The 25,875-nt window shown below is 65.8% G+C and carries 23 protein-coding genes and 1 pseudogene; 14 read left to right on the forward strand and 10 right to left on the reverse strand.

The features are described 5' to 3' along the window. From AC1D34_RS20835 to pehA, 5 genes and pseudogenes are all read right to left on the reverse strand, one after another. The coding region (locus AC1D34_RS20835) for an ATP-binding cassette domain-containing protein (RefSeq protein ID WP_476825207.1) at positions 1–432 on the reverse strand (432 nt) is incomplete at its 3' end. A gap of 8 nt (positions 433–440) precedes the next feature. Beyond that, positions 441–1,451 carry an ABC transporter ATP-binding protein gene (locus AC1D34_RS20840; protein WP_441506008.1) on the reverse strand — a complete coding sequence of 337 codons (1,011 nt, stop codon included), beginning with the start codon at positions 1,449–1,451 and terminating at the stop codon, positions 441–443. A 5-nt stretch (positions 1,452–1,456) separates the two neighbouring features. Next, a pseudogene (locus AC1D34_RS20845) lies at positions 1,457–2,817 on the reverse strand (ABC transporter substrate-binding protein). Then, complete coding sequence (locus tag AC1D34_RS20850) at positions 2,814–4,388, reverse strand: ABC transporter substrate-binding protein (protein WP_476825208.1); 1,575 nt, start codon at positions 4,386–4,388, stop codon at positions 2,814–2,816. Before AC1D34_RS20850 ends, AC1D34_RS20845 begins: the two are co-directional and overlap by 4 nt. Continuing rightward, entirely contained in the window at positions 4,355–5,959 is a 1,605-nt protein-coding gene (gene pehA, locus AC1D34_RS20855; protein ID WP_476776327.1) for a phosphoric/sulfuric ester hydrolase PehA, read from the reverse strand. Before pehA ends, AC1D34_RS20850 begins: the two co-directional genes overlap by 34 nt. Before the next feature lie 785 nt (positions 5,960–6,744). Here pehA and AC1D34_RS20860 point away from each other — a divergent pair. The 9 genes from AC1D34_RS20860 to AC1D34_RS20900 all read left to right on the forward strand — a co-directional run bounded on the left by AC1D34_RS20860 (position 6,745) and on the right by AC1D34_RS20900 (position 16,518). Further along, the gene (locus AC1D34_RS20860; RefSeq protein WP_441489803.1) at positions 6,745–7,314 is read left to right on the forward strand and encodes a flavin reductase family protein; all 570 of its coding nucleotides are present in this window, start codon (positions 6,745–6,747) and stop codon (positions 7,312–7,314) included. Positions 7,315–7,366: 52 nt separating this feature from the next. Next, positions 7,367–8,371, forward strand: a complete 1,005-nt coding sequence (locus AC1D34_RS20865) for an LLM class flavin-dependent oxidoreductase (protein ID WP_441505898.1) — start codon at positions 7,367–7,369, stop codon at positions 8,369–8,371. A 26-nt stretch (positions 8,372–8,397) separates the two neighbouring features. Further along, positions 8,398–9,750, forward strand: coding sequence for an LLM class flavin-dependent oxidoreductase (locus AC1D34_RS20870; RefSeq protein ID WP_441505899.1), 1,353 nt, complete (start codon positions 8,398–8,400; stop codon positions 9,748–9,750). 14 nt (positions 9,751–9,764) lie between these two features. After that, positions 9,765–10,958 carry a M20 aminoacylase family protein gene (locus AC1D34_RS20875; RefSeq protein ID WP_441489800.1) on the forward strand — a complete coding sequence of 398 codons (1,194 nt, stop codon included), beginning with the start codon at positions 9,765–9,767 and terminating at the stop codon, positions 10,956–10,958. Between the two features lie 23 nt (positions 10,959–10,981). Continuing rightward, on the forward strand, positions 10,982–11,524 hold the full coding sequence (locus tag AC1D34_RS20880; RefSeq protein ID WP_441505900.1) for a GNAT family N-acetyltransferase: 543 nt from the start codon (positions 10,982–10,984) through the stop codon (positions 11,522–11,524). A 60-nt stretch (positions 11,525–11,584) separates the two neighbouring features. Then, a complete protein-coding gene (locus AC1D34_RS20885) occupies positions 11,585–13,387 on the forward strand; it encodes an amino acid ABC transporter permease/ATP-binding protein (protein WP_476825209.1) in 1,803 nt (600 codons plus the stop codon). A gap of 88 nt (positions 13,388–13,475) precedes the next feature. Then, positions 13,476–14,414 carry an ABC transporter substrate-binding protein gene (locus AC1D34_RS20890; protein ID WP_441505901.1) on the forward strand — a complete coding sequence of 313 codons (939 nt, stop codon included), beginning with the start codon at positions 13,476–13,478 and terminating at the stop codon, positions 14,412–14,414. A gap of 80 nt (positions 14,415–14,494) precedes the next feature. Continuing rightward, positions 14,495–15,427: an ABC transporter substrate-binding protein gene (locus tag AC1D34_RS20895; protein ID WP_441489796.1), complete on the forward strand. Its 933-nt coding sequence runs from the start codon at positions 14,495–14,497 to the stop codon at positions 15,425–15,427. 32 nt (positions 15,428–15,459) lie between these two features. Next, a complete protein-coding gene (locus AC1D34_RS20900; RefSeq protein WP_441489795.1) occupies positions 15,460–16,518 on the forward strand; it encodes an LLM class flavin-dependent oxidoreductase in 1,059 nt (352 codons plus the stop codon). Between the two features lie 28 nt (positions 16,519–16,546). Here AC1D34_RS20900 and AC1D34_RS20905 read toward each other — a convergent pair whose 3' ends face one another. Further along, positions 16,547–17,161, reverse strand: coding sequence for a DUF1109 domain-containing protein (locus tag AC1D34_RS20905; protein WP_476825210.1), 615 nt, complete (start codon positions 17,159–17,161; stop codon positions 16,547–16,549). A gap of 129 nt (positions 17,162–17,290) precedes the next feature. Beyond that, complete coding sequence (locus AC1D34_RS20910; protein WP_441489793.1) at positions 17,291–17,857, reverse strand: sigma-70 family RNA polymerase sigma factor; 567 nt, start codon at positions 17,855–17,857, stop codon at positions 17,291–17,293. Between the two features lie 86 nt (positions 17,858–17,943). Here AC1D34_RS20910 and AC1D34_RS20915 point away from each other — a divergent pair, with 86 nt between their 5' ends. The 5 genes from AC1D34_RS20915 (at position 17,944) to AC1D34_RS20935 (ending at position 23,619) form a co-directional block, all read left to right on the forward strand. Next, a complete protein-coding gene (locus tag AC1D34_RS20915) occupies positions 17,944–18,726 on the forward strand; it encodes an alpha/beta hydrolase family protein (RefSeq protein ID WP_476825211.1) in 783 nt (260 codons plus the stop codon). Positions 18,727–18,784: 58 nt separating this feature from the next. Then, positions 18,785–20,434, forward strand: a complete 1,650-nt coding sequence (locus tag AC1D34_RS20920) for a thiamine pyrophosphate-binding protein (RefSeq protein WP_476825212.1) — start codon at positions 18,785–18,787, stop codon at positions 20,432–20,434. Next, positions 20,434–21,639 (forward strand): OpgC family protein, encoded by a 1,206-nt coding sequence (locus AC1D34_RS20925; protein ID WP_476825213.1) that lies wholly within the window; start codon positions 20,434–20,436, stop codon positions 21,637–21,639. The genes AC1D34_RS20920 and AC1D34_RS20925 overlap by 1 nt, the downstream gene beginning before the upstream one ends. Positions 21,640–21,709: 70 nt before the next feature. Continuing rightward, positions 21,710–23,095 (forward strand): tetratricopeptide repeat protein, encoded by a 1,386-nt coding sequence (locus AC1D34_RS20930; RefSeq protein WP_441505904.1) that lies wholly within the window; start codon positions 21,710–21,712, stop codon positions 23,093–23,095. A gap of 23 nt (positions 23,096–23,118) precedes the next feature. Beyond that, positions 23,119–23,619, forward strand: coding sequence for a hypothetical protein (locus tag AC1D34_RS20935; protein ID WP_441505905.1), 501 nt, complete (start codon positions 23,119–23,121; stop codon positions 23,617–23,619). Positions 23,620–23,664: 45 nt separating this feature from the next. Here AC1D34_RS20935 and AC1D34_RS20940 read toward each other — a convergent pair whose 3' ends face one another. From AC1D34_RS20940 to AC1D34_RS20950, 3 genes are all read right to left on the reverse strand, one after another. Then, positions 23,665–24,618: an N-acetylglucosamine kinase gene (locus tag AC1D34_RS20940; RefSeq protein ID WP_441505906.1), complete on the reverse strand. Its 954-nt coding sequence runs from the start codon at positions 24,616–24,618 to the stop codon at positions 23,665–23,667. Continuing rightward, a complete protein-coding gene (locus AC1D34_RS20945) occupies positions 24,605–25,297 on the reverse strand; it encodes an N-acetylmannosamine-6-phosphate 2-epimerase (protein WP_441505907.1) in 693 nt (230 codons plus the stop codon). Before AC1D34_RS20945 ends, AC1D34_RS20940 begins: the two co-directional genes overlap by 14 nt. Then, on the reverse strand, positions 25,294–25,875 hold a 582-nt coding region (locus tag AC1D34_RS20950), incomplete at its 5' end, for a carbohydrate ABC transporter permease (RefSeq protein WP_476825214.1). The genes AC1D34_RS20945 and AC1D34_RS20950, both read right to left, overlap by 4 nt.

Genomic DNA, 25,875 nt, shown 5'->3' on the forward strand with positions numbered 1-25,875 from the left:
GCCCTGGTCGGCGCGCAGGCCGACCGATTGCAGCAACGCGAAGGCCAGCGCCTCACGCTCCTTCGGCTCGCCGAGCCCATGCACGTCGAAGGGCTCGCGCACCTGTTCGACGATCTGGAGACGCCGGTCGAGCGCGCCCAGCGGGTCCTGGTAGATCATCTGCATGCGCGCGCGCATCTGGCGCCAGGCCAAGGTGTCCGTGGCCGGCATCGGAGCGCCGTTGAACAGAACATCCCCCGCGTCGGGCTTCTCGAGCCCGAGCGCGAGCCGGCCCGTGGTCGATTTGCCGGAGCCGGATTCACCGACGAGGCCAAGCGTCCGGCCACGCTCGACCGTCAGCGAGACGCCGTCGACGGCGCGCACCTCGATAGATCGGCCCAGCAGGCCTTTGCGCATGCCGTAGCAGCGCGCGACATTTCTCGTCTGAAGCAAGGGAGCGCTCATGCGTAGACCGGCTTCCGCGGACGGACAGGTTCCGCTTGAAGCGCCTTGATGCAGGCCGCAAAGCGTCCCGGCGCCTTCCAGGCCAGCGGTGGCACGCCTGCGTCGCAGGCCTCGCCCCGCCGTGGGCAACGTGGCGCGAAGGCGCAGCCGGGTGGCAGGTTCCAAGGCTCGGGCACATTGCCCTCGATCGGGTCGAGCCTGCGGCGCACGCCTTCCAGCGGCGGCAGCGCCGCGATCAAGCCCTGCGTGTAGGGATGCAGCGGCTCGTCGAACAGCGACTGAGCCTCGGCGGTCTCGATGATCCGCCCGGCATACATCACGCAGACCCGGTCGCAGGTCTGCGATATCACGCCGAGATCATGGCTGATCAGCACGAGCGCCATGTCGGTCTCGCGCCGGATCTTGGTCAACAGCTCGAGGATCTGCGCCTGGATGGTGGCATCGAGCGCCGTGGTCGGTTCGTCGGCCACGAGCAGGTCGGGTTTGCCGGCGAGCGCCATGGCGATCATTACGCGCTGGTTCTGGCCACCCGAGAGCTCATGCGGGAACGCGTCGAGGCGGCGCGCCGCGTCTGGAATCCCGACGAGATCGAACAGGCGTTTCGCCTCCGCCCTGATCGCCGCACCCGAGAGGCCGCCATGCAGCGCCAGGGCCTCGCCCACCTGCTTGCCGAGGCGAAGGACCGGGTTGAGCGCGCTCGCCGGATCCTGGAAGATCATGGCAATGCGCCCACCACGCACCGTGTCCAGCACGTCCGGTTCGGCGTCGATCAGTTCCGTGCTGCCCAGCCTGACATTGCCGGAGACGCTCGCCTTCTTCGGCAGCAGGCCGAGGGCTGCCAGCCAGGTCACCGATTTGCCGCAGCCGGACTCGCCGACCAGGCCGACCGCCTCGCCGCGTGCGACCGAGAGATCGATGCCGTGCAACACCTTCACGCCGTCGAAGGCGACCGTCAGTCCATTGATCTCGACCAGCGGGTCAGCGACGCTGCCGAACCTGTCCAACATCGTGCTCACGAGCGGATCCCGCCCCAATTGCGCGCCCTGAAATCCATGACGAAGGCCTGTGCCGCCTTCCACTGGATATCCCGGCGCTTCGCCGTGAAATTCGCTGTCTGGTGCAGCACGGTATAGGCGGGGTCCTCACGCTCGCAGATTTCCAGGATGCGGCGGAACATCGCCTTGCGCCTGGCACGGTCGGTCGAAGTTTCAAGCTCGTCGGACAGCTTGCCCATCTCGTCGTTGCGCCATTCGCCAATCTGCCATTGCTGGCCGGTCGGGCCGTGCTGGGCGGTGATCGAGGCGACAGGATCGTTGAAGGCGGCGCTGTTCGACCAGTCGCGTACCGCCCGCGTCGGCCCCTTTGCCAGAACCTGCGGGAAGTTCTCCTTGCTTTCGATTTCGACGTTCAGGCCGATCTCGCGCCAGCTCTCGATCAGCACCTGCGCCGTTGAAACCTGGCCGGTATAGTAATTGTTGAGCAGCCGGTAAGGAATCGTGTCGCCCTTGTAGCCCGACTGCTTCACCAGTTCGCGGGCGAGTTTGGGATCGAAGGCCGGGACCGCCCAATCGGCGATGAACATGTCGCCGTAGAACTCCCATTGCAGGCCCTTGGGCACGCGGGTGCGCCCGCCCCAGAGCGCATCGACGATGGTCTGGCGGTCGATGGCATGGGTCATGGCCCGACGCACCAGCGGGTTCTCGAGCTGCGGGTGCGTCTTGTCGAAGGTCGTCAGGCGGTGATTGGCGATCAGGCCGCCGAGCACCTCATGACGCGGGTTCTTCTCGATCTCGCTGATCTGGTCAGGCGGGATATCGCAGGCAAAGTCATACTCGCCCGAACGCAGACCGTTGATGCGGGACGCCGTTTCCGGCACCTCGACAAACCGGATCTGCCTAAGCGGCGGCCGGCCGCCCCAGTAGGCGTCATGCGCGACGAGCGTCAGCGACTGGTCCGGCTTGAACTCGGCGATCCCATAGGGCCCTGTGCCGACGGGCTTGCGCGCCCAGTCGAGCCAGCTTCCAGCCTCGGCAAAGGCCTTGCGCGAGACGATGATGCCGACATTGCGCGAGATACGGCCTTCGAGCGTCACGTCGGGTGTCTTGTTGACGAAGCGGACGGTCTGCGGATCGACGATCTCGATTTTCTCGAAGCCCGGGAAGGCAGGCTCTCGGCATAGCTGTAGAAGGTGCGAGTGCCGACATTGGACTGCTCGCGCAGCGTTTCCAACGTGTTGGAATTGGCGATCTTCTGGACCGCGATGGTGATCGAGGGCCGGTTATCGGCCTGCGCGATCGCGAAGCGCGGCAGGATCAGGGCACCAGTCGAGGCCGCGCCGAGGCCAAGCGCATGGCGGCGTGTCAGATGGGTCAAGGAACCCTCCAGAAGTCATCGGAAACAGAAAACGGCGCGCCCTTTCGGGGGGCCGGGTCCTCGCGCTCCGCGATTTCCAGCATGCGGCGGAACGCAGCCTTGCGGCGGGCGCGGTCGGTCGAGGTTTCGAGTTCGACCGAGAGCGTGTTCATCTCGTCATTGCGCCATTCGCCGGCCTGCTGCTGCTGGCCGTTTGGACCGTGCTGGGCGACGATCGAGGAGACGGGATCGTTGAAGGGCGCCGAATTCGACCAGTCGCGTACCGCCCGGGTCGGCGTGCGCTCGAGAATCTGCTGCCAGTTCTCCTTGACCTGGATTTCGACGTTGAGCCCCGCCTCTTTCCACATCTCGACCAGGACCTGCGCCGTGGCAGTCTGGTTGGTGTAGTAGTTGTTGAGCAGCCGATAGGGGATCGGATCGCCCTTGTAGCCGGACTGCTTGACCAGCTCGCGCGCCAGCTTCAGATCGAAGGCCGGCACCGCCCAATCGGCGTGGTACATCTCGCCATAATAGGGCCATTGCAGCCCCTTCGGCACGACGGTACGGCCGGCCCAAAGCGATTCGACGATCGCCTGCCGGTCGATCGAATGTGTCATGGCGCGGCGAACCAGCGGATTTTGCAGCTGCGCATGGTTCTTGTCGAACACCGTCAGGCGGTGATTGAGGATGGTCCCGCCCTGTACCTCGAAGGCGGGATTCTTCTCGATCTGCGAGATCTGGTCCGGCGGGATATCGCAGGCGAACTGGTACTGGCCGGAGAGCAGCCCGTTGATGCGGGACGCCGTCTCCGGCACCTCGACAAAACGGATCGACTTCAGCGGCGGGCGGCCACCCCAGTACTCGTCATGGGCCTCGAGCAACAGCGAGACGTCCGGGCGATACTCGGCGATCCGGTAGGGGCCTGTCGTGACCGGCCTGGTCGCCCAGTCGCTATAGGTCTTCGCCTCTTCGAAGGCGCGACGATTCATGATCTCGCTGCCATAGCGCGAGATGCGGCCCTCCATCGTCACGTCGGGCGTGCCGTTGACGAAGCGCACCGTGTATTTGTCGACGATCTCGATGCCGAGCAGAGCCGGCCAGGAGCGGCGCGCCACCGCCGGCACTTCCGCCGGCAGTTCCTTGTTGGCGCGGCCACCACCCACGACGAAGTCGACCGAGATCGTCTTGCCTTGCGACGGCTGCGTGTCGCCGAACATGCGCTGTTTGCTGAAGGAGAACGCGACGTCCTCCGCCGTCAGCTCATCGCCGTTATGGAACTTCACGCCGCGGCGCAGCTTGAGCTCGACGGTCTTGTCGTCGATGCGCTTCCACTCGGTGGCAAGACCGGGAACCGTCTCGAGATTGCCGAGCCAGTTGCGGCCGATCAGCCCCTCCCAGATCGACGAGAAGAAGACACGCTCACCGACATTGGACTGCTCGCGCAGCACGTCGAGCGTGTTGGAATTGGCGATCTTCTGCACTGCGATGGTGATCGAGGGCCGGTTATCGGCCTGCGCGATCGCAAAGCGCGGCAGAATGAGGGCCGAGCCGCCGAGCGCTATTGCGCCGCGACGCGTGAAGGAACCGACCATTGTTCATCTCCTGAGGGGGTGGCGTTGGGAGCGCGCTCCTCGAGCCCGCGCGGGCCGGAGCGGAAATGGGTCAGGGTCCGGTCGGCATGGATCAGCCGCCAGGACAGCGCCTTCTGGGCATAGTCGCGCACCAGGGCGTCATAGGCCGGGTCCTCGGCCAGATTGACGAACTGGTGCGGATCCTTGGCGAGGTCGAAGAAGAGCGGCGGCAGCGCGGCGAAATGGACGTATTTGTAGTGCTCGTCCTGGATCACGCAGAGGCTGGACTGATCCATGTGGAGGCCCAGCACCTGCTCCGGCTGGGAGTAGTGCACGTCGCGGAAATCGTATTCGTAGTGCAGCTCGCTGCGCCAATCCGCCGGCCGTCCCTCGCTGAGGAACGGCATCACCGAGCGCCCGTCGCAGGCGCGCGGCGCCTCGCCGCCGAGCCAGTCGAGAATGGTCGGCATCACGTCGACACTCTCGGTGAAGGAGGCCTCGATCGCACCGCGACGCTCATCCGCTCCGCGCGGGTCCTTCACCACCAACGGAATGCGGAAGCTCTCGTCGTTGAAGCCGATCTTGCCGAGCAGGTGGTGGTCGCCGAGCTGCTCGCCATGATCGCTGGTGAAGACGATGAACGTGTCGTCCCACTGCCCGGTCTCGTCGAGATAGGCGAAAACCCGGCCGAGGCAGTCGTCGATCTCGGTGATCAGGCCGCAATAGGTCGCCCGCATCTGGCGGATTTCAGCCTCGTCCAAGGTCGCGCCCGAGCCTTCTGCGCCGTGGAAGAAGGAGCCGCGCTTGATCGAGTCGATGTAGAACTTGGTCAGCGGATGCTGAGCCGCCTCGGCTTCCGGTGATTCCGCCCGCACCAACCCGGGCATATCCTCCGGGCGGTACATCGCGTGATAGGGCGCCGGCGCAACGAAGGGCGGATGCGGACGATAATAGCCGAGATGCAGGAAGAACGGCCGGCCGGCGCGCCCCTTCAGATAGGTCAGCGCGCGTTCGGTGAAGAAGGTCGAGTCGGAGAATTCCTTGGGGATGCGCGACGGCTTGTCGGTCGCGCCCGGCACCGAGTCCTCGCCCTCCGGCAGCCAGATATCCTCGCGCTTTTCCGGCAGTTCGAAGCCGTTCTGCGCCACCCAGCCGAAATAGCCGTCCATATTGGGCTCGAAGGCGCCGACCGAACGGAAACCGTCCATCAGGTCGCCGAGCACGAGGAAGCGCGGGTCGTTCTTCGAGGTCGCACGCGGGTCGGGCGTCGTCGTGGTGTAGCCGATCAGCGCAGGATCATAGCCGATGGCGCGCAGCGCCTTGCCGAGATTGAAATGGCGCTGGTCGAGCGGCACCGTGTTCTGCACGGCGCGGTGGTTCATCAGGTAGAGGCCGGTGAGCAGGCTGGCCCGGGCCGGACCGCAAGGCACGCAGGCCGTGACATGGTTGCGGAAGGTCACGCCCTCCGCGCAAAGGCGATCGAGATTCGGCGTCTTCAGGAAGGGATCGCGCCCCTCGGCCCGCATCAGATGCGGTATGAAATCGGCGCGCCATTGGTCGACGACGATCAGGAGAACATTCTGGCGTTTCATTCTCGGCAATCCAGCTGTGAGGCCGCCTGCCTAGGTCGCCTGGATGACGCCGGGATGACTGTTGGATGAAAGCCAGGGCAGCCATCTTGCGAGTGTTCGCCAAGCTGGAATGGTGACCTTGCGTCTCTGCCCAGCGCGCTGCCGGTGCGCCAGCAATGTCGGAGTTGCGCGCTGACGAAGGCGGGATGCCCCGCAGGTCACGTACGTCCAGCGCATGAGGCAAAGCCTTTCGAGCACCTCGCCGTCCAGAGGCGTTTATCCCGGTTCGAGAGCGATCTTTGAAAAGACGTTTCATTGACCGAAGCAACCTGATGCAGAATGATCATAGTATCGACGGTGTCGATCGCGGGATTTGCTGGAGCAGCTTGCACCGCGTCACCAAAGCTAAAAGCACCACGAATGCATTCGTGGGCTCCCGATTGCTGGAGACACGTTCATGACTGAATCAACATCGAAGAGAATTCCACTTTATATTCATAAAACTGCGTCTGATCGGGCGCATCGATGTTGAACGCTCCTGCGTGCCGGGCCTGAACGGCACCGCGCCCCGCTCCTCCTGATCCCGCGTGGGTAACGCCGCTCAGCTCGGCCGGGGCGGAGCCATGCCGAACACCGTCGACGCCTCGGATTTGGGTCAGACAGTGTTCTGGCCCGCTCGGAACGTCCCACCACCMCTCTTTTCGGCTCGGCCGCTGGCCGGCTCGGTCGGCGAACGCACGGCTTGATCGACAGCCGTTGCGAGATCGCTGCGTCCAAACCCGCCCGCATGGCTTGAAGGATTCCCCATGAGCATCGTCACGCGCTTGCCAACAGCTTCGCCCACGATTCGCGACGAAGCAGCAGCATTCCGTGCCGCTTTCCGCCACCTCGCTGGCGGGGTCAGTGTCATCACGACCGGCGCAGGCGAGGATCGGACCGGCCTCACGGCGACCTCGGTCGCCTCGCTCTCGGCCGAGCCTCCGACCGTCATGTTCGGACTCAACCGCACATCGTCGAGCTATCCGACCCTGCAGCGGTATCGCACCTTCGGCATCAACTTCCTGAATGCGGCGCAGAAGCAGATCGCGGATCGCTTCGCCGGACGGAACGGCGAGAAGGGCGTCGAGCGCTTCCGGCACGCCGAATGGACCACCGCCGCAACCGGCGCCCCACTCCTGGTGGGCACGCTCGCCTCCCTCGACTGCGAAGTCGAGGAACTGATCGAGCGCCATTCCCACAGCATCGTCATCGGCCGCGTGCGGGCCGTCAGATTCGGCGCCGACGAAGCGGCCCTCGTCTACTGGCGGGGCGACTACGAGCGCCTCGGCTGGATGGCGGACGAGGCCGCGGCGGCGCTCGGCCTGCGGGCGCTCTGATTCCACCCGCCCCAAACCCGCACGCAGACCTGCATTCACGAAGGCCGCTCCAATGACCTATCGCCTCAGCCTGCTCGAAAAGAGCCCCGTCTTCGACGACGAGACCGGCAGCATCGCCCTCGCCCGCTCGGTCGCACTTGCTCAGAATGCGGAGCGCTGGGGCTATCACCGTTTCTGGCTCGCCGAGCATCATGGCATGGCGGGCGTCGCCAGTTCCTCTCCGGAAGTGCTGGCGGCCTATATCCTGGCCAGCACCTCGCGCATTCGGGTCGGGTCGGGCGGCGTCCTTCTCCAGCATTACAGCCCCTACAAGGTGGCGGAGAACTTCCACGTCCTCGCCTCACTCGCACCGGGCCGGGTCGATCTCGGCATCGGCAAGGCGCCGGGCGGACTGCCACTGGCCACGCGCGCGCTGCAATGGGGACATGATCCCGCCGTCCGGCGCGAGTTCGGCACGCAGTTGCGCCAACTCGGCGCCTATCTCGATCACGGAACGGACGCTGGCCAGGCCCTCGACCGGCCCCTTGTAGCGCCAATCCCGCCCGAGGTGCCGCAGCGCTTCCTGCTCGGCGGCAGCCCGGAAAGCGCGCGACTTGCCGCCGAACAGGGCTGGCAGTTCGTCTTTGCCGGTCAGCTCAATGGCGATCACGCAGCGATCGAGGCAAGCATCGAGGCCTTCGCCAATGCAGGAGGCCCTGGCACGCCGCTCCTCGCGGTGACCGCGCTGGCCGCCGAGAGCAACGTGGAAGCCGAACGGATCGCGGACGGGCTGCAGATCGTGCGTCTCTACCTCAACGATGGTCAGGCTCTCAATGTCGGCAGCGAAGCGCAGGCCGCGGAATACGCCCGGCAAGCGGGCGTGACCTCCTACCGCACGGAGTTGCGCCGCCCGAGCATCGTCGCCGGCACGCCGGGCCGGGTCCGGCGCGAGCTCGATGCGCTGCACCGGCGCTTCGGCATCGCTGAATTCATCCTCGATACGCCGGCAGCCGCCCGGCAGCAGCGGCTCGCGTCGATCGCGCTGCTCGCCGACGAAGTCCTGACGGCCGCGGCCTGACCACTTTCTCCACCGGAGCACGTTCCATGAGCAAGAAACCCATCACTTTCGGCATCATGCTGCAGGGCCCGGGCAGCCATATGAACTCCTGGCGCCATCCCAGCAGCCCTGCCGATGCCAGCGTCAATTTCGACTTCTTCGTCCGCACCGCGCGCAAGGCGGAGAGTGCCGGCATCGCCTTCGCCTTTGTCGCCGACGGGCTCTACATCAACGACAAGTCGATCCCGCATTTCCTGAACCGCTTCGAGCCGCTGACGATCCTGTCGGCGCTGGCTGCTTCGACCAGCAAGCTCGGCCTCGTCGGCACCGTCTCGACCTCCTACAGCGATCCCTTCACCATCGCGCGCCAGTTCGCCTCGCTTGATCTGATCTCGGGCGGGCGCGCCGGCTGGAATGCGGTGACCTCGCCGCTCGAAGGCTCGGGCCGCAACTATAGCCGGCCGCATCCGGAGCATGCCCTCCGCTATGAGATCGCCACCGAATATCTCGATGTCATCAAGGGCCTTTGGGATTCCTGGGACGACGATGCCTTCCCGCGGGACCGCGAGAACGGCGTCTTCTTCGACAAGGCCAAGCTCCACACGCTGGGGCACAAGGGCCGCTTCTTCCAGGTCGAGGGGCCGCTGAACATTTCCCGCTCCGCGCAAGGGCAGCCGGTCGTCTTCCAGGCAGGCGCCTCCGACGCTGGGATCGGGCTTGCCGGCAAGCACGCGGATGCCGTCTTCAGCAACAATGTCGCACTCGAGGAGGCCCAGGGCTTCTATCGCAGCATCAAGAACAGCGCCATCGCCCATGGCCGCAGCGCGAGCGACATCAAGGTCTTCCCGGGCATCGGCCCGATCGTGGGAGCGACCGAGCGGGAAGCCGAGGAGAAATACCGCGCCATCCGCGACCTCGTCTCGATCGACGAGGCCCTGCTCTATCTTGGCCGCTTCTTCGACCATCACGATTTCAGCACCTACCCGCTCGATCAGCCATTCCCCGAGCTGGGCGAGATCGGCAAGAACAGCTTCCGCTCGACCACGGACCGCATCAAGCGCAATGCGGCCCTGAAGGGCCTGAGCCTGCGCGAGGTCGCTCTCGAAGCCACCACACCGCGGACCGATTTCATCGGCACCGCCGGGGCCGTCGCCGAACGGATCATCGACCGCGTCGAACAGCAGGCGGCAGATGGCTTCATCCTGGGCTTTCCCGTGATTGCCGAGGGTTTCGACGACTTCGCCCGACTCGTCATCCCGGTGCTCGAAGAGCGCGGCGTCTATGACCGCAGCCTGCCCGGCACCACGCTACGCGACCATCTCGGTCTGCCGCGCCGGGAAAGCCGCCAAGTTGGCGAACCTGCGCCACAGCAGGCCGCGCTGGCGCGCTCGGCCGGCTGAGCCGGGGCAAGGACATGACCTTTCACACACCCGGCATCGGCCAGCAAGAGCGCGAAGACGCGGCCCGAGGCGTCGCAGCCTTCGCCGACGCGTTCATCGCATTGCGCCGCGATCTTCATCGCCACCCCGAGCTCGCCTTCGCGGAAAAGCGGACCAGCGCACTCGTCGCGGAGCACCTCGCCGGATGGGGCTACGAGGTCACGACAGGGCTCGCCGGCACCGGCATCGTGGCGACGCTCCGGCGCGGCAACGGCGAGCGTCGACTGGGCATCCGTGCCGATATGGATGCTCTGCCGATCCAGGAAGCAACGGGCCTGGCCCATGCCAGCATCCATGCCGGCGCGATGCATGCCTGCGGCCATGACGGGCATACGGCGATCCTGCTTGCGGCAGCGCGCTATCTCGCAGAAAGCGGGCGCTTCTCAGGCACACTGACCCTGATCTTCCAGCCCGCCGAGGAGATCGGCGCCGGCGCCCGCAAGCTCATCGAGGAGGGGCTGTTCGAGCGTTTCCCCTGCGACGCCGTCTTCGGCCTGCACAATTGGCCGGGCGTTCCGGCCGGACAATTCGGCTTCATTGCCGGTCCGGCGATGGCCTCGGTCGATCAGGCCCATATCACTGTGCTCGGCAAGGGGGGACACGGAGCCGCTCCCCATGAGACGGTCGACCCGGTCGTTGCCGCCGCCGCGGTGATCACGACGCTGCAGAGCGTGGTCTCCCGCAACATCGACCCGCTGGAGGCCGCCGTCGTCACAGTCGGCTCGATCCATGGCGGCACCGCCTCGAATGTCATCCCCGACAGCGTCGAGCTCAGGCTGACGATCCGCTCCTTCAGCAGCACGGTCCGCGAGCAGTTGCAGCAGCGCATTCCGGCGCTGGTGCGTGCCCAGGCCGAGAGTTTTGGTGCRAGGGCCGAGGTCCGCTACCGGCTCGGCTTCCCCGCGCTGGTCAACCACGATGCGGAAACCGCCTTCGCACGCGAGGTTGCGGTGGCGGCCTTCGGCGAAGAACGGATCGAACGGAATTTCAGGCCACGCACTGCCAGCGAGGATTTCGCCTTCATCTCGGAGGCTCGCCCCGGCAGCTACCTCTTCGTCGGCAACGGCGACAGCGCACCCCTGCACAGCCCTCACTACGACTTCAACGACGCCACCCTGGCGCCCGCGGCGACCTACTGGGTCGCGCTGGCGCAGGCCTACCTCTCCTGAACCCGCCGGAAAGGCAGCCCATCATGGCCGACAGCTTCATTTACACCACGCCGCTCGACGCGCGCTCGCAGCCCCTGATCGAAGCGCTGACCTGGGAATACGCGACCCGTTATGGCAGCATTTTCGGAGAGCCGCCTGGTGCCGAGATGAGCCGCTATCCGGCCGAGCTGTTTGCGCCGCCGGATGGCAATTTCGTCCTGCTCGTTCGCGATGGGCGCACGATCGGCGGCGGGGCCTTCATGCGCCACGACCGGCACACGGCCGAGCTGAAGCGGATCTGGACCCACGCCGATTTCCGTCGCCAGGGCTTGGCCCGCAAGGTGGTCGAGGAACTTGAAGCGCAGGCCCAGCGCCAGGGCTACAGCAGGATCTACCTGACGACCGGCTTCCGGCAGCCCGAAGCCAAGGAACTCTACCTGCAGACCGGCTATCGCCCACTCTTCGACATCACGGTCGATCCCGAGGTCCATCTTAAGCTCCCCTTTGAAAAGGAGCTCGGCCCGCTCGCCGGGCATCTGCCGCATGCGTCGGCCAGCGAACGGCCGGGTGCCGCCAGCGCGGCCTGAGCGCCTCCAATCCGACAGAGCGCGGGTCAGACCGCCCCCAGACTCCCGACGAGACCTGACATGACCCTGACCACTGATTTTCGCGCGCTTGATGCGCCGCCGCCGCAACCCGCGCGAAAGAGCGACAACGCGCATTATCGTATCGTGCCGGCGAAATACCCGGCGCGGACCGTCGGAACCGTCTTCTCGGTGATCGTGATCTTCGCGATCCTGAACTCGGTCCTCTCGAACCCACGTTGGGGCTGGGACGTTTTCGCCGAATGGTTCTTTGCCGAGCCGGTCCTGGCCGGCCTCGGACGCACCCTGCTGCTGACCTTGCTCGGCGCCACTTTTGGCTTCCTGCTCGGCACGGCGCTGGCGCTGGCGCGGGTCTCCKGTTCGCCCCTGCTGGGCTCGCTCTCCTGGGGTTATGTCTGGCTCTTCCGCTCGATCCCGCTCATCGTGCTGCTGCTGGTGCTGAACAATCTGGGCTATCTCTACGAGACGATCACGCTCGGCGTACCGTTCACCGAGATTTCCTTCTTCAGCTACCAGACCACCCAGTTGCTTACGCCATTCGCGGCAGCGGTGCTCGGGCTGGCGCTCAACCAGGCGGCCTTCTGCTCCGAGATCATTCGCGGCGGAATTCTCTCCGTCGATCAGGGTCAGTTGGAAGCCGCAGCCGCACTCGGCCTGCCGCGCTCACGCCAGGCCTCGCGCATCATCCTGCCGCAGGCGATGCGCACCATCCTGCCGACCGGCTTCAACGAGATCATCGGTTTGGCCAAGGGCACCTCGATGGTCTACATCCTGGCGCTGCCGGAGCTGTTCTACACGATCCAGATCATCTATCGCCGCAATCTGGAGGTGATCCCGCTGCTGATGGTCGCGACCGTCTGGTATCTGGTTATCCTCAGCGTCCTGTCCTTCATCCAGCATCATATCGAGCGCTATTACTCGAAGGGCGCGCTGCGCAATCCGCCGCCCTCCCTGATCGGCAATGCCCTTGCAAAACTGCGTCGCTCGGCAAGCCCGGCCGTGGCGCAGGTGCCGGTCGCGACATCGGCCCCGCTCCTTCTGCGAGAAGCGGGCACGCCGGTGAGTTGGGCCTCATTCGCCCGCAGCGGCGGCGAGGTTCGCATCCAGGCCGTCAGCAAGAGTTTTGGCCCGCTCAAGGTGCTGGACGATGTCAGCCTGACCATCCCGCGCGGCAGCGTCACCGTCATCCTCGGCCAGTCCGGCTCGGGCAAGTCGACCCTCCTGCGTGCGATCAACCATCTCGAGCGCGTCGATGATGGCTTCATCTCGATCGACGGCGAGCTGATCGGTTACCGCCAGGATGGCGACACGCTCTATGAGCTCAAGGAAAAGGATATCCTGAAGCGCCGCGTCGATGTCGGCATGGTGTTCCAGAATTTCAACCTCTTCCCGCATCTGACCGCGCTCGAGAACGTCATCGAGGCACCGATCACGGTGCGGAACATCGGCCGTGACGAGGCTGTCGCCCAGGCGCGCGAACTGCTGGCCCGCGTCGGCCTCTCCGAGAAGGCCGAAGCCTATCCGCGCCAGCTTTCCGGCGGTCAGCAGCAGCGCGTGGCTATTGCCCGCGCCCTCGCACTTCGGCCGAAGGTCCTGCTCTTCGACGAGCCGACCTCGGCGCTCGATCCAGAACTGGTCGGCGAGGTGCTCGACGTCATCAAGGAACTCGCCAGCTCCGGCACCACGCTGATCGTGGTCACGCATGAGATCGGCTTCGCCCGGGAGGTCGCCGACCGGGTCGTCTTCATGGAGCAGGGCCGCATTCTCGAAACCGGCTCGCCCGAGAAGGTTTTTGGGGCTCCCGACCACCCGCGGACCCGCGAGTTCCTCGCCAAGGTTCTCTAGCGCCTGGCCAGAACCGGCGAGCGCAGCGGGACCTGCGCTTCCCCCGATGATCCGAGCCTGTCCCGATCCCTCGCATGGAGTTTTCAGCATGGCCGCAAGGACCAGATCCCTTTCGCTCGGCTTCGGCGCGCTCGCCGCAGCAGCCGCCTTCCTCACCGTCCCTGCCATAGCCCAGCAGGTCTTCGATCTCAGCCCGGAACAACCCGGCCGCCCCCGTGCGGAGAGGAACGAGGAGGCACTCAAGCTGGTCGCCAAGGACGCCAAATTCGCCAGGGATGGCGTCTTCACCGTCGCCATCGCCTCGCAGCGCCTTCCCTTCGGCGCCTATGGCACCGACACAAGGACGCTGGTCGGCTCCGAGCCCGACATCGCCCAGCTCGTCGCCGACAGTCTTGGCCGGAAGCTCGAGATCGTCAGCGTCGCCTGGGCCGACTGGCCGCTTGGTGTCGCCTCCGGCAAATACGACGCCGCAATCAGCAATGTGACCGTCACCGAACAGCGCAAGGAGAAGTTCGACTTCTCCACCTATCGCAAGGACCTGCTCGGCTTCTACGTCAAAGCCAGCAACCCGATCACCATCACGGAGCCCAAGGATGTTGCCGGACTCAAGGTCATCGTCGGTTCCGGCACCAACCAGGAGCAAATCCTGCTGCGCTGGAACGAGCAGAACCTCAAACAAGGCCTGAAACCGGTCGAGGTGCAGTATTACGACGACGACGTCGTGCTCTATCTCGCACTTGAGACAGGCCGGGCCGACGTCTATCTCGGCCCCAACGCCCTGCTCAGCTTCAAGGCCGCCCGCGAAGGCAAGACCAGACTCGCGGGCAATTTCAGCGGCGGCTGGCCGCTGCTGGCCGAGATCGCGGTGACGACCCGCAAGGGGAACGGGCTGGCGGAAGCGATCACCCATGCCCTCAACACCCAGATCGCAAACGGCAATTACGGCAAGGCGCTGACCCGCTGGAATCTCGGCCCAGAGGCGGTCGAGAAATCCACCACCAACCCGCCCGGCCTGCCCAAGAGCTGAGGCCCTTGCGCCGCCGCGCGACAGCGGCGGCGCTGACGTCCTTTAGCGAAGCGGCCAATTCTGGAACTGGAAGGACGATCATGATCGGGCGACGAGCCATTCTCTCGCTGCTGCTTGGGGCGGCGACCACCTACTGGAATTCTGCCCCCGCCCTCGCGCAGCCCTTCGATCTCGGCCCGGAGCAGCCGGGCAGGCTTCGCGCCGAACGGAACCCCGAGGCAATCAAGGCCATCCCCAAGGGCTTTGTCTTCGTCGAGCCGGGCTCGCTCACCGTCGCGATAAGCCCGAGCGGCCCGCCGCTCGCCACCTATGCGACCGACGCCAGGACCGTCGTCGGTGCCGATCCAGACTTTGCCCAGCTCATCGCCGACAGCCTCGGCCTGAAGCTCAATCTTCTGCCGATCGCCTGGGCCGACTGGCCGCTCGGCCTGGCCTCGGGCAAATACGATGCGGTGATCTCGAATGTCGGCGTCACCGAGCAGCGCAAGGAGAAATTCGACTTCTCCACCTATCGGCAAGGCCTGCACGGCTTCTATGTGAAGGCCGAGAGCCCGGTGACGTCCATTAGGGAACCCAAGGACGCGGCAGGCCTGCGCATCATCGTCGGCGCCGGCACTAACCAGGAGCGCATCCTGCTCGCATGGAGCAAGTTGAATGTCGCAGCCGGGCTCAAGCCACTCGACCTGCACTATTACGACGACGAGCCGACCAAACTGATCGCACTGCTCGCCGGCCGCGCCGACGTCATCGTCCAGCCGCATGCTCAACTGGTCTTCATCGCCGCACGCGACCGCAACATCCGGCGAGCCGGCACTCTCAGCGCCGGCTGGCCTCTCAAATCGGATGTCGCGATTACGACGCGCAAAGGCAGCGGTCTCGTCGACGCGCTGACTGCCGCCACCAATGGCCTGATCGCCACCGACAAGTACCGCCAGGCGCTCGCGCGCTGGGGACTTGAGGAAGAGGCTCTGGAGCGCTCCGAGACCAATCCGCCAGGCTTGCCCAAGTCCTGAAGCCGACGCCCCCAATGCCTTGTGAGTTCATCATGCCCGCCACTCCGCTCACGATTAGCCGGATCGGCTTCCTGACGCCCGGCAATTACCGCGACGACGCTCCACTGGTTGGATTGGAGGACACCCTCCAGCTCTTCGAATTCGGCGAACGGCTCGGCTTCGACAGCGCCTGGGTGCGCCAACGCCATCTCGAACCCGGCGTCTCCTCGGCCAGTGTCTTTCTGGCCGCTGCAAGCCAGCGGACTCGACGCATCGAGATCGGCTCCGCCGTGATCCAGATCGGTTACGAGAACCCGTTCCGGCTGGCCGAGGACCTGTCGCTTGTCGACGTACTCGCACATGGGCGCCTCAATGTCGGCCTCAGCGCCGGGCCACCGTCGTATGCCGAGCTGTTGGGTCAGCGCTTCCTCGACGGAGACCGGACAGATTCAGACTATTCGCATCAGCGTGTCGCCCGCCTCGCAGCCAATCTCGACGGCGCCTATCTCGGCGACGACGAGACTTTCATCACATCGGCGGCAGGGCGGTTGCGGCCGCGTATCCAACCGCACGCACCGGGGCTGCGTGAACGGCTTTGGTATGGCGGAGGATCGCTGCGTTCAGCCCGTTGGGCCGGGGAGAACGGCTTCAACCTTCTCGTCGGCAACATCAATATCGGCGAGGAGACCGACAATTTCTTCGAGGCCCAACTGCGTCAGCTCGCTCTCTATCGCAGCAGCTGGCAGGCCCAGCATCAGCCACGCATTGCCGTTGGCCGTGTTATCGTCCCGCTCGACGGGGCCGATGCAAAGACCCGCAGTCGCTATCGCGATTACGCCGCCAGCCGGCATGAGCGCACCCTGAAACCGCAGGGCGAACGCCGAACCCAGTTCGCTCCGGATCTCATCGGCACATCGGAGCAGATCCTGATCGCATTGTTGCAAGACCCAGTGCTGCGCGCGGTCGACGAGTTGCGTCTTGAGTTGCCCTATAATTTCGAAGCGGAGGATTATGAGCAGATCATCGACGACTTCATTCGCCTGATCGCGCCGAACCTTGGTTGGCTCAGAGGGCGGGCAGGCAAGCCGGACCTCGCCAGGCTGCCGGCCTGATGACAGCCGCTGACTGCCTCAGGCTCCACTACCAGCGCACGAATCGCGGAAAAGCGAGGGCTCCGACGACAGCCATCAGGCCCATCSCCAGCGGATACCAGCTTGCGATGAAGGGGATCGTATCCTCAGGGCAATGCACGCTGTAGGCGATGGTCGCCAAGGCCGCGGATGCAACTCCGGCGGCAGCGCCAGTGAGGCGCAAATCGACCGGCGCGCCGCGCCGGGCGACCGCGATCATGGCAGCGAACGGGATCAGCCCGTAGAGCACAACGGAGATCAGGCAGGCCTGCCAGCTCCTGCCAAAGGTCAAATTGGCCCATTCTCCGGCAGGCGCCCGAGCCAGAACGACGAGAGCCCACARCATCACGGCGGTGATCGGGAGCAGGATGAAGGACAGATGTCCTCGCGGACTGAGACCGGGCCGCAGGCTGCGCTGGAAAACCGCCACGGCGATCCCGGCCACACTCGCTCCGAGCAGGACCTTGCCCAGCACCGGCGCGCTGGCCCAGGCCCCCGCCAGGTCCCGGCGCGCGCCGAGCGTCAGGAGCACGGCAAGCGTCGCCCCGATCATGGCGAGGAACGCAGCAAGCCAGGTGATACGGCGCAGCCACCCGGTATCAACCGGCTGGCTGCTCGTGGCCATGAGGGAAATCAGCTCGTCTGTCTGCATGTCGGATCGGTCATTGTACTGTGATGGACGGGATTTCGCAGCAAACAGGCGAAAGGTTACAGCGTCGGGTGCGCTCACGCTGCCGCAGCACGCGCATCGCGGTCACGGTGCCCTGCGCATGGTCAGGAGGCGCGCCATGGCCCGCAGGCCGCGATGGATTGCGACCTTCGCTGCCGTCTCGGTCATGCCGGCAGCGCTTGCGGCTTCAGCGACCGAACAGCCCTGGACCTTGACCTGGTCGATCAGCGTTCGCGTCCGTTCAGGCAAGGATTGCAGGGCTCGCGTCAAGTCCAACCGGGCATCGGAGGCAGGCGTGTCTGGCGCCGCCAATTGATAGGCCTCGTCATCGATCGGCAGGTTGGACGCGTGCCGCCCGGAGCGGCGCAAATGATCAACGAGTTTATAGCGCGCGATCGCATGGGCCCAGGCGGTTACGGGGCTCGCCGGATCATAGCTGTGCCGGGAGAGATGCAGGGCGAGCAAGGTCTCCTGCAAGACATCCTCCGTCTCGCTCGGCTCGCTGCGCCCCGCTCGCGCCAGATGGTGACGCAAATAGCCGCGCAGGCGCACGCTGATCGCCTCGAGGAACGTGCGATAGGCCGACGCATCGCCGGCAAGTGCGGAGAGAAAGACGGGACGCAGCTGCGTTTCAAGATCGGCGAGAGACACGGGAAGCGGCGATTCTCCGGGGCCGTGCAGGCGGGTGTCCAATCCGTCGCATGATGATGCAGGGCTCACAAGCCCGTGACTGGCAGATGCTGACCTCGCCCCGCCCCGATACGCTCGCATACGCGCAGAGCGCGGCCTTCCGGGCCTTTCGCGGGAAAGCGACGAACATGGCGACAGAAGCGCGCTTCGGCCTGGCGATCATAGCGCTCGCAATGGCGCTGACCACGACGCTGACATCCGCCGCCATCGCACAGGAACACGCCAGGACGGAAGCGCGCCTCACGCCTTGCCMGGCCGAGGGAGGCTGCCCGGTCGAGGGCGGATTCTATCGCATCCTGCTGCCTGCGCAGGCCGCGATCGGGCATCTGCGCGGCGCGATCATGTACTTTCACGGCTGGCAAGGCTCGGCCGAGGAGATCATGGCCGATCAGGGTCTCGTCGCGGTTGCGCAACGCCTCGGCGTTGCGCCCTTTGCGCCAATCGCCGGTGCGTTCTGGGAGCCATTTCCGCAGGACTGCGTCGCCCCCCGGCCCAATCTGATCCATGTCCATGGCACGAGCGACACAACCGTGCCGATGGCGGGGCGCCCACTCCGGTCCGGGTACAGGCAGGGTGATCTCTTCAGGAGCCTCGCCGTCCTGGCACCCGGCTGCACCTCATCCTGGGCGGATGAGGTCCGGAAGGCGCCGCAGCCGGAGGCCCTGACCTGTCGGCTGGGAACAGACTGTCCCGGGCCTGCGCGGCTGGAACTGTGCCTCCATGGCGGCGGTCATATGGCCGACCCGGCCTGGGTCGAGCGGGCCTGGCAACTTGCGATGCCTCCCAAGATGCCGACAGCCGCGGCGGGCGCCAGGCTCACTTTTCCGTGAGGCCGTAACCAGCAGCTCGCCTCGCGCGATCTCTCCTGCCGATACCGAGGGAGACACCATGCGCCAGGATACAAGCCTAACCGAGATGACGCCGAAAGCGGCAGAAGCAGCATGCGTCCGAGGCGCCGATCTGATGGCGCAGCAGCTGGCTGCCGCCGGCGCGACACATGCCTTTGGCATTCCCGGCGGCGAGGTCCTGGCGCTGGTCGATGCGCTTGAACGTGCCGGCATCCGCTTCCTCCTCGCCAAGCACGAGAATGCGGCGGGTTTCATGGCCGAAGGGCTGTGGCATGCGACAGGCGGCTTGCCGGTTCTGGTCGCGACACTCGGGCCCGGCGTCGCCAATGCGGTCAATGTCGTTGCCAATGCCCGGCAGGATCGCGTCCCTCTGATCTTCATCACCGGCTGCGTCGATCAGGCCCTGGCTGAAAGCTACACGCATCAGATCTTCGACCATCAGGCAGTGCTGCGGCCGCTGGTGAAGGCAAGTTTTCGCGCCGCGCAGGGCACCGAGGATCTGGTGGTGCAGAAGGCTCTCGCCATTGCCGGGAGTGGCCGGCCCGGCCCGGTCCATATCGATCTGCCGATCGCGGTCGCCGAGGCGAAGACTGTCCAGCGCGCGGTCCAGATCGTGAAGCCTCCCGACAACAGCGCCCCCACCGATCTCAGTTTCGCACGCGAGATGATCGCGACTGCGAAGCGGCCGCTGGTCATTGCCGGGCTCGACCTGGTGAATGAGGGCTCCGCCGCCGCACTCGACCTATTCCTCACCCGGACCGGTGCCCCGCTGCTCACCACCTACAAGGCCAAGGGCCTGGTGCCGGAAAGCGATCCGCGCGTGATCGGCGGAGTCGGATTGTCGCCGAGGGCCGATGCGCTGGTACGGCCGCCGCTGGACGAGGCCGACCTCGTCGTGCTCGCCGGCTACGACCCGATCGAGATGCGCCAGGGCTGGCGCAATCCCTGGCCGACGGGCAAACGCGTAATCGACATCGTCGCCGAGGATGTCCACCACGGCATGCATAGCGCGACGCTGCTTCTCGAAGGTCATGTCGGCACCATCCTGTCGCGGCTCGGCGAAGAAGCAATGCTGGACGGCACCTGGCCGGACGGGCGCCCCGCCGCCATTCGCGCGGCGCTCAGCGAGGCCTTCGCTCCGCCATCGGACTGGGGTCCCCATGCCGTCATCGACATCCTGCGCGAGGTCGCGCCGGTGAAAACCATCGTCACGGCCGATTCCGGAGCGCACCGGATTCTGCTCAGCCAGATGTGGAGGAGCGACGGGCCGCGCCGCCTGCTGCAGTCGACCGGGCTCTGCACGATGGGTTGCGCACTCCCACTGGCGACTGGCGCGGCGCTCGGCACGGGGCAGCCCACACTCTGCTTCGTCGGCGATGCCGGCCTCGAAATGGTCCTGGGCGAGCTCGCGACCCTGCGCGATCTGGCGCTGCCGGTTGTCCTCGTCGTATTTGTCGATGAGAGCCTTGGCCTGATCGCACTGAAGCAGCGCCAGCTTGGCCTAGCCCGCGCAGCAGTCGATTTTGGCGGCACCGATTTCGCGGCGATTGCCGGCGCGATGGGCGGCCACGGCAGCACGATCTCAAACCCGGACAGCCTCAGGCGCGAGGCACGCGCCGCATTCCAACGCAGTGGTTTCACGGTGCTCGCCTGCAGGATCGATGCAGGCAGCTACGAAGGAGCCTTCTGATGCGCACGCTTCAACAGAAGGCAGGCAAGCGCCCGCGCGATGAACGGCTCGACTTCTTCCGCGGCCTGACGATGCTGATCATCTTCGTCGCGCATTGGCCGCAGAACAGCTGGAACGCCTTCATCCCTGCTCGCTTCGGCTTCTCGTCAGGCGCCGAACTCTTCGTCTTTTGTTCCGGCATTGCCAGCGCACTCGCCTTCGGCAGCGTCTTTGTTCGCCGCGGCCTGTGGCTTGGAACCGCGCGCATCATGCTGCGCATCTGGCAGGTCTATTGGGCGCAACTCGKACTCGTTCTGGCGCTGATCGCGCTCGCCGCGCTGCTCGATCACAGTTTCGGCCTTGGCATGCTCGCGTCCCAGTTCGCGCCGCTCCTGAGCTCCCCGGACACCGCACTGCTCGGCCTCGCGACGCTGACCTGGCAGCCGGATTATCTCGATATCCTGCCGATGTATCTGGTGATCCTGGCCCTGGTTCCGGTGGCCATGGCGCTGCACCGGATCAATGCTGGATTGCCCTTCCTGATGGTGGCGCTGCTCTATGGGCTTGCCTGGGCTGTCGACCTCAATCTCCCCGGAAATCCCTGGAACGGCGCCGGCTGGTTCCTGAACCCCTTCGCCTGGCAGCTCATCTTCTTCATCGGGTTCTTCATCGGTATGAAATGGTTGCCGGTACCGCGGCTTGGCGAGCACAGGCTGATGCTTGCTGCCGGCGTCTTCCTGCTCCTTTCCGTACCGTTCTCCTTCTGGGGTTTCCTGGAGCACTGGCCGGCGGCGCAGGCGCTACGCGACCTGATCCTGCCCGCCAGCGAGAAGAGCAATCTGCACATCCTGCGCGTGCTGCATTTCCTGGCATTGGCCTATCTCGTTCTCAGCCTGGTCGAGCCCTGGCGCCGGAATCTGGATCAGGGCGTTGGCCACTTGCTCATCTTGATCGGACGGCAATCGCTCGCCGCATTTCTTGCCAGCGTCGTGCTGGCACGGCTCGCCACCACCGCAGCCGATATGCTGGGCCGGACCGAGTTGAGCATGGCGCTGCTCAATCTCGTCGGCTTTGCAGCGATCCTCGGCGTCGCGGTCGTGGTCGGCTGGTTCAAGAGCGCACCCTGGGCTGGTCATGCCGCGCCAGCGAAGGCTGAACCGCAACGCATGGATGAGACGGAAGCGCCCAAGCACGGCCTGTCAACACGGGTCCGTGAAGCGAGTTGATCGCCGCTTGATCGGCCGCCAGCGAACTCCCCGAGAGACGCCCCTTCAAGGGCTCGAACGGAGTAGCCTCATGTATCACGATCTCTCAGGCGAGCGCGTCACTGTCGCGAACGACGCTGCACGCCTCGCCTGGAACGACACGCTCGAAGCCGTGCTGGCCCATGCTGCCGCGACACCTGAGCATCTCGCCCGCGTGCTGGCAGCGGATCCGGATTTCGCACTGGTTCATGCGGCCAAAGGCCTGATGCTTCTTTCGCTTGCCAGGTCAGAATTGCTCGGAGCGGCGCGCGACTGCCTCGTCAAGGCCAAGGCGGCCATCGCGTTGCGTCCCGTCACACAGCGTGAGCGCATGCTGGTCGAGGCATTGGCGTTCTGGCTGGCCGATGCACCGCGACTGGCCGCCGGGCGCCTGGAAGCGATTCTGGAGGCCCACCCCCTCGACGTGCTGGCGCTAAAACTCTCTCACGGCCTGCGCTTCATGCTCGGTGATCAGGACGAGATGCTGGCCTGCCTGCGCCGCACCGCGCCGGCTTTCGGCGAAAGCCATCCGCTTGCCGGATATGTCCATGGCTGCCACGCTTTCGCGCTCGAAGAACAGGGTTTCTATGCCGAGGCCGAGCGAGCGGGCCGCCGCGCCGTCGTCCTTGCGCCACGCGATGCCTGGGGCCGCCACGCCGTCGCGCATGTGCTGGAAATGACCGGCCGCGCCGACGAGGGGATCACCTGGCTCGGGAATGCCCGGAACTGGTCCCATGCCAATAACCTGCGCTTCCACATCGTCTGGCACCTCGCCCTGTTCCGGCTCGAGCACGGAGAGACCGCGGAGGTGCTGCGCCTCTATGACAACGATATCCGGGGCGAGCCCACCGACGATTATCGCGACATAGCCAATGGCGCCTCGCTGCTTGCCCGGCTCGAATATGCCGGCGTCGATGTCGGGACGCGCTGGGAGGAACTGGCCGCACTCGCCGAGGGCCGGATCGATGATGGCCGCCTGGTCTTTGCCGACCTGCACTATGCTCTCTCATTGCTCGGCGCCGGGCATTCAAGCGGCGCGGAGGCGATCGCCCGCACGCTCGTTGGGGATAGCCGGGCGCATCGCAGCAGCGAGCGCAGGCAGGCGGCCCATCATGGTGCGCTCGCGGCCTTCGGCCTGCTCGCCTTCCATGAAGGCGACTACAGCGAGGCGGCGAGGCTGCTGGGCGCCGCGCGCGACGGACTGGTCGCGATCGGTGGCAGCCACGCTCAACGCGACCTCTTCGAGCAGGCCTATATCGAAAGCCTGATCCGCTCGGGCAACCATGAGCGCGCGGCCCCGCTTCTTAGCGAACGCATCACGAAACGCGGCGGCTCCAACCTCTTCGCCGCGCGCCGGCTGGCGTTGCTGCGCAACCGGCCGGCCGCACACACCGCCGCGTTGGCCGTCGCGGCGACCCCGCTCGCGCTCGCCCACTAAACGCCACCACAGGAATAACAGCCATGATCACCACCACCCTGCCCTGGACCACCCCCCTTCTATCAGCACGCACCATCGCGAACCTGGCCCTTGGCGGCTTTGCCGGGCTTGGCTTCTGGGAACTGTTCTCGGCCGTCCCGACCGCGTGGTTCGCGGAATTCCCCCTGGAGCCGCCCGAGTTGGTGAAGTCGCTGTTTTCCCACCAGCTCGGCCTGACGCTTTCGACGCCGGTCGCGAAGCTGCTGCATTTCCTCACAGGCTTCCTGTTCTACCCGCTCGGCTATTACGCGCTGACGCGTTTCGTGAAGAGTTTCGGCATGCCCGCCGATGGTTGGATCTGGGGGGTGATCACCTACTTCATCGCGCTCGGCTTCTTCGCGCCCCTGGCCGGTCAGGCCTTCCTTCTCACCGACGTGCCGCGCCTCTCCCTCATGAGCCTGATTGGCCACGCGATCTATGGCTACCTTGCGGCCTTCGTCTTCGAGCAACTCGAAGCGTCTTCTGCGCCGGTTCGTCCCCGCTGAGGATCCGACCGGGCTCTTGTCGATGACCGGGCACATAGCGCGGTTTCAACGCCCTGTGCCCGGCTCTCCCTCACCTGGATTCGCAGCAAGCTCGACGGCCAGTCGCGCCGCGACTGCCGGCACATCGGGGCTGGCATCGGCCAAAAGCACGGGTGGCGCGACGGAGGCTGCGAAGCTTTCGGCAATGGCTGGCGAGAGCGTGATCGCACGGCCGGCCAGGGCCACCGGCTTGAGGCCGACACGCCCACGCAGTGCCAGAGCGAGGCGGGCGAGTTCCCGTCCTGCCCCCACAAAAATCCGTCTCGCTTCGGGATCCCCGGCCTCATCGGCAGCGCTTACGGCACGGGCCAAAAGCCCCAGGCTGCCGCGGTCGCCGCCATAGATATAGACGCGGGCCGCATCCCAGGAGCTGCCGCCAACAGCTGCGGAGAGCGCCCGGCCAATCACTGTGCTCCAGCCGGAACCCGGCGCTTCATCTTCTCGCCGCAGGACGAACCGCAACGCCTCGGTCGCGATCCAGGTCGCCGCCCCGCCATCGTCGACCAGCACGCCATAGCCGCCGGCTCGGATGATCTCGCCGCCTGCCGCGAGGTGGTAGCCGATGGAGCCGGTACCGGCATAGACGACGATGCCCTCGCCGGGCGCAAAGCGGGCGCGATAACCGAGCCACATGTCGTCCACGACGAGCACGGATGTCTCGGCGCATTGGAAGGCACCCGCGAGCATCCGTGCAAAGAGGGCCGTCGTCGGCGAAGCCGATCCAACGCCCGTGACGCCGGCCACGATGGCGCTGGGCCGGCTATGGCCTGCGAGTTCCGACGCGAGCCCCGCAAAGATGCCTCGCACGCGCTCATGGTCCGCCTCGCTGAAGACATGGCCCGTCATCGGTGCCACGTCGCCTCGTGCCATGACCTCGCCAGCTGCGGAGACGAGACACCAGCGCGACGCCGTCCCGCCCGTCTCGATGCCCAGGCCCAGCGGGTGCTCAAGCCCGGGCATGCGCGACGAAACGGCGGGTGATCTCGCGGGGATTGGTGATGGCCGTGCCAACGACCACGGCGTGCGCACCGGCTGCGAAGGCCGCATCAAGCTGCTCCGGCCGCTCGAAACGCCCCTCCGCCACGATCGGCGTCGATATGGCGCCAGCGAGGGCAGCGATCAGCGCGATATCCGGCCCCGCCGCCTTCAACGCAGCGGTCTCATCGGTGTAGCCGGACAAGGTCGTGGCAATGTAGTCGGCGCCAAGCCTGGCCGCACGGACACCGTCCTCGAACGTCGCGCAATCCGCGAAGACGGGCTTGCCCAGTTCACCGCGGATGCGCGCGATCAGAACCCCGAGTGGTTCGCCATCGCGGGGCCTGGCGGTTGCATCGAGCGCAATGATGTCGGCGCCCGCGGCAGCAATCAGCGCAGCCGCGGCGAAATCGGGCGTGATATAGACCGGAAAGTGATCGTCCCAGCGTTTGAGGATGCCGATGATCGGCAGCGTGCTGACCGCGCGGATCGCAGCGATATCGGCAGGCCCATTGGCACGCAGGGCGAGCGCCCCGCCATGCTCCGCCGCCTGGGCCATCGCCGCCATGAACACCGGCCCATGCAACGGGTTGTCCGCCCGCGCCTGGCAGGACACGGCGAGGCTGCCCGGCGGTATCAGGTTCTGATTGTCTAGAAGTGTCACTTTACCGCCCCTGCGGTCATGCCCCGGATGAACTGGCGCGACATCACGATGTAGATGATGGTCAGTGGCAGGGCTGCGATGGTGAGGCCGGCAAAGAGCATGCCCCAGTCGGTGGTATATTCGCCCATGAACACCGAAAGGCCCTGAGGCAGGGTCTTGCGCACATCGGTCTGGATGAAGACGAGCGGGAAGAAGAAATCATTCCAGGTCGGCACGGCATTCTGAATCGCGGAAATGACCATCGGTGGCACGGATAGCGGCAGCATGATGGACAGCATGATCCGGGGCTCGGACGCCCCGTCGATGCGCGCGGCCTCCTCGAGTTCCGTCGGCAACGTCCGCAAGAACCCGGTCATGATGAAGATCGTCGAGGGCAGGCCCATCGCCGTATAGATCAGGATGAGGCCGAAACGGGTGTCGAGCAGGCCGAAATCGCGCATCTGGAGAAAGAGTGGGATCACCGCGAGTTTCAAGGGCAGCATCAGGCCGGCCAGGAAGAACATGAAGATGGCCGAATTGCCCGGGAACTCGTAACGCGCGAGCGCATAGGCCCCCATCGTGCCGAGCAGCAGGATAAG

This window comes from Allobosea sp. P1_A7 (genome assembly GCF_056406775.1).

Excerpts from the sequence above, each read along its gene's own strand:
- AC1D34_RS20860 (WP_441489803.1), top strand. The coding sequence starts at position 6,745 with ATGAGCATCGTCACGCGCTTGCCAACAGCTTCGCCCACGATTCGCGAC.
- AC1D34_RS20850 (WP_476825208.1), bottom strand. The coding sequence starts at position 4,388 with ATGGTCGGTTCCTTCACGCGTCGCGGCGCAATAGCGCTCGGCGGCTCG.
- AC1D34_RS20920 (WP_476825212.1), top strand. The coding sequence starts at position 18,785 with ATGCGCCAGGATACAAGCCTAACCGAGATGACGCCGAAAGCGGCAGAA.
- AC1D34_RS20865 (WP_441505898.1), top strand. The coding sequence starts at position 7,367 with ATGACCTATCGCCTCAGCCTGCTCGAAAAGAGCCCCGTCTTCGACGAC.
- AC1D34_RS20940 (WP_441505906.1), bottom strand. The coding sequence starts at position 24,618 with ATGCCCGGGCTTGAGCACCCGCTGGGCCTGGGCATCGAGACGGGCGGG.
- AC1D34_RS20880 (WP_441505900.1), top strand. The coding sequence starts at position 10,982 with ATGGCCGACAGCTTCATTTACACCACGCCGCTCGACGCGCGCTCGCAG.
- AC1D34_RS20890 (WP_441505901.1), top strand. The coding sequence starts at position 13,476 with ATGGCCGCAAGGACCAGATCCCTTTCGCTCGGCTTCGGCGCGCTCGCC.
- AC1D34_RS20895 (WP_441489796.1), top strand. The coding sequence starts at position 14,495 with ATGATCGGGCGACGAGCCATTCTCTCGCTGCTGCTTGGGGCGGCGACC.
- AC1D34_RS20935 (WP_441505905.1), top strand. The coding sequence starts at position 23,119 with ATGATCACCACCACCCTGCCCTGGACCACCCCCCTTCTATCAGCACGC.
- AC1D34_RS20930 (WP_441505904.1), top strand. The coding sequence starts at position 21,710 with ATGTATCACGATCTCTCAGGCGAGCGCGTCACTGTCGCGAACGACGCT.
- AC1D34_RS20840 (WP_441506008.1), bottom strand. The coding sequence starts at position 1,451 with ATGTTGGACAGGTTCGGCAGCGTCGCTGACCCGCTGGTCGAGATCAAT.
- pehA (WP_476776327.1), bottom strand. The coding sequence starts at position 5,959 with ATGAAACGCCAGAATGTTCTCCTGATCGTCGTCGACCAATGGCGCGCC.
- AC1D34_RS20900 (WP_441489795.1), top strand. The coding sequence starts at position 15,460 with ATGCCCGCCACTCCGCTCACGATTAGCCGGATCGGCTTCCTGACGCCC.
- AC1D34_RS20870 (WP_441505899.1), top strand. The coding sequence starts at position 8,398 with ATGAGCAAGAAACCCATCACTTTCGGCATCATGCTGCAGGGCCCGGGC.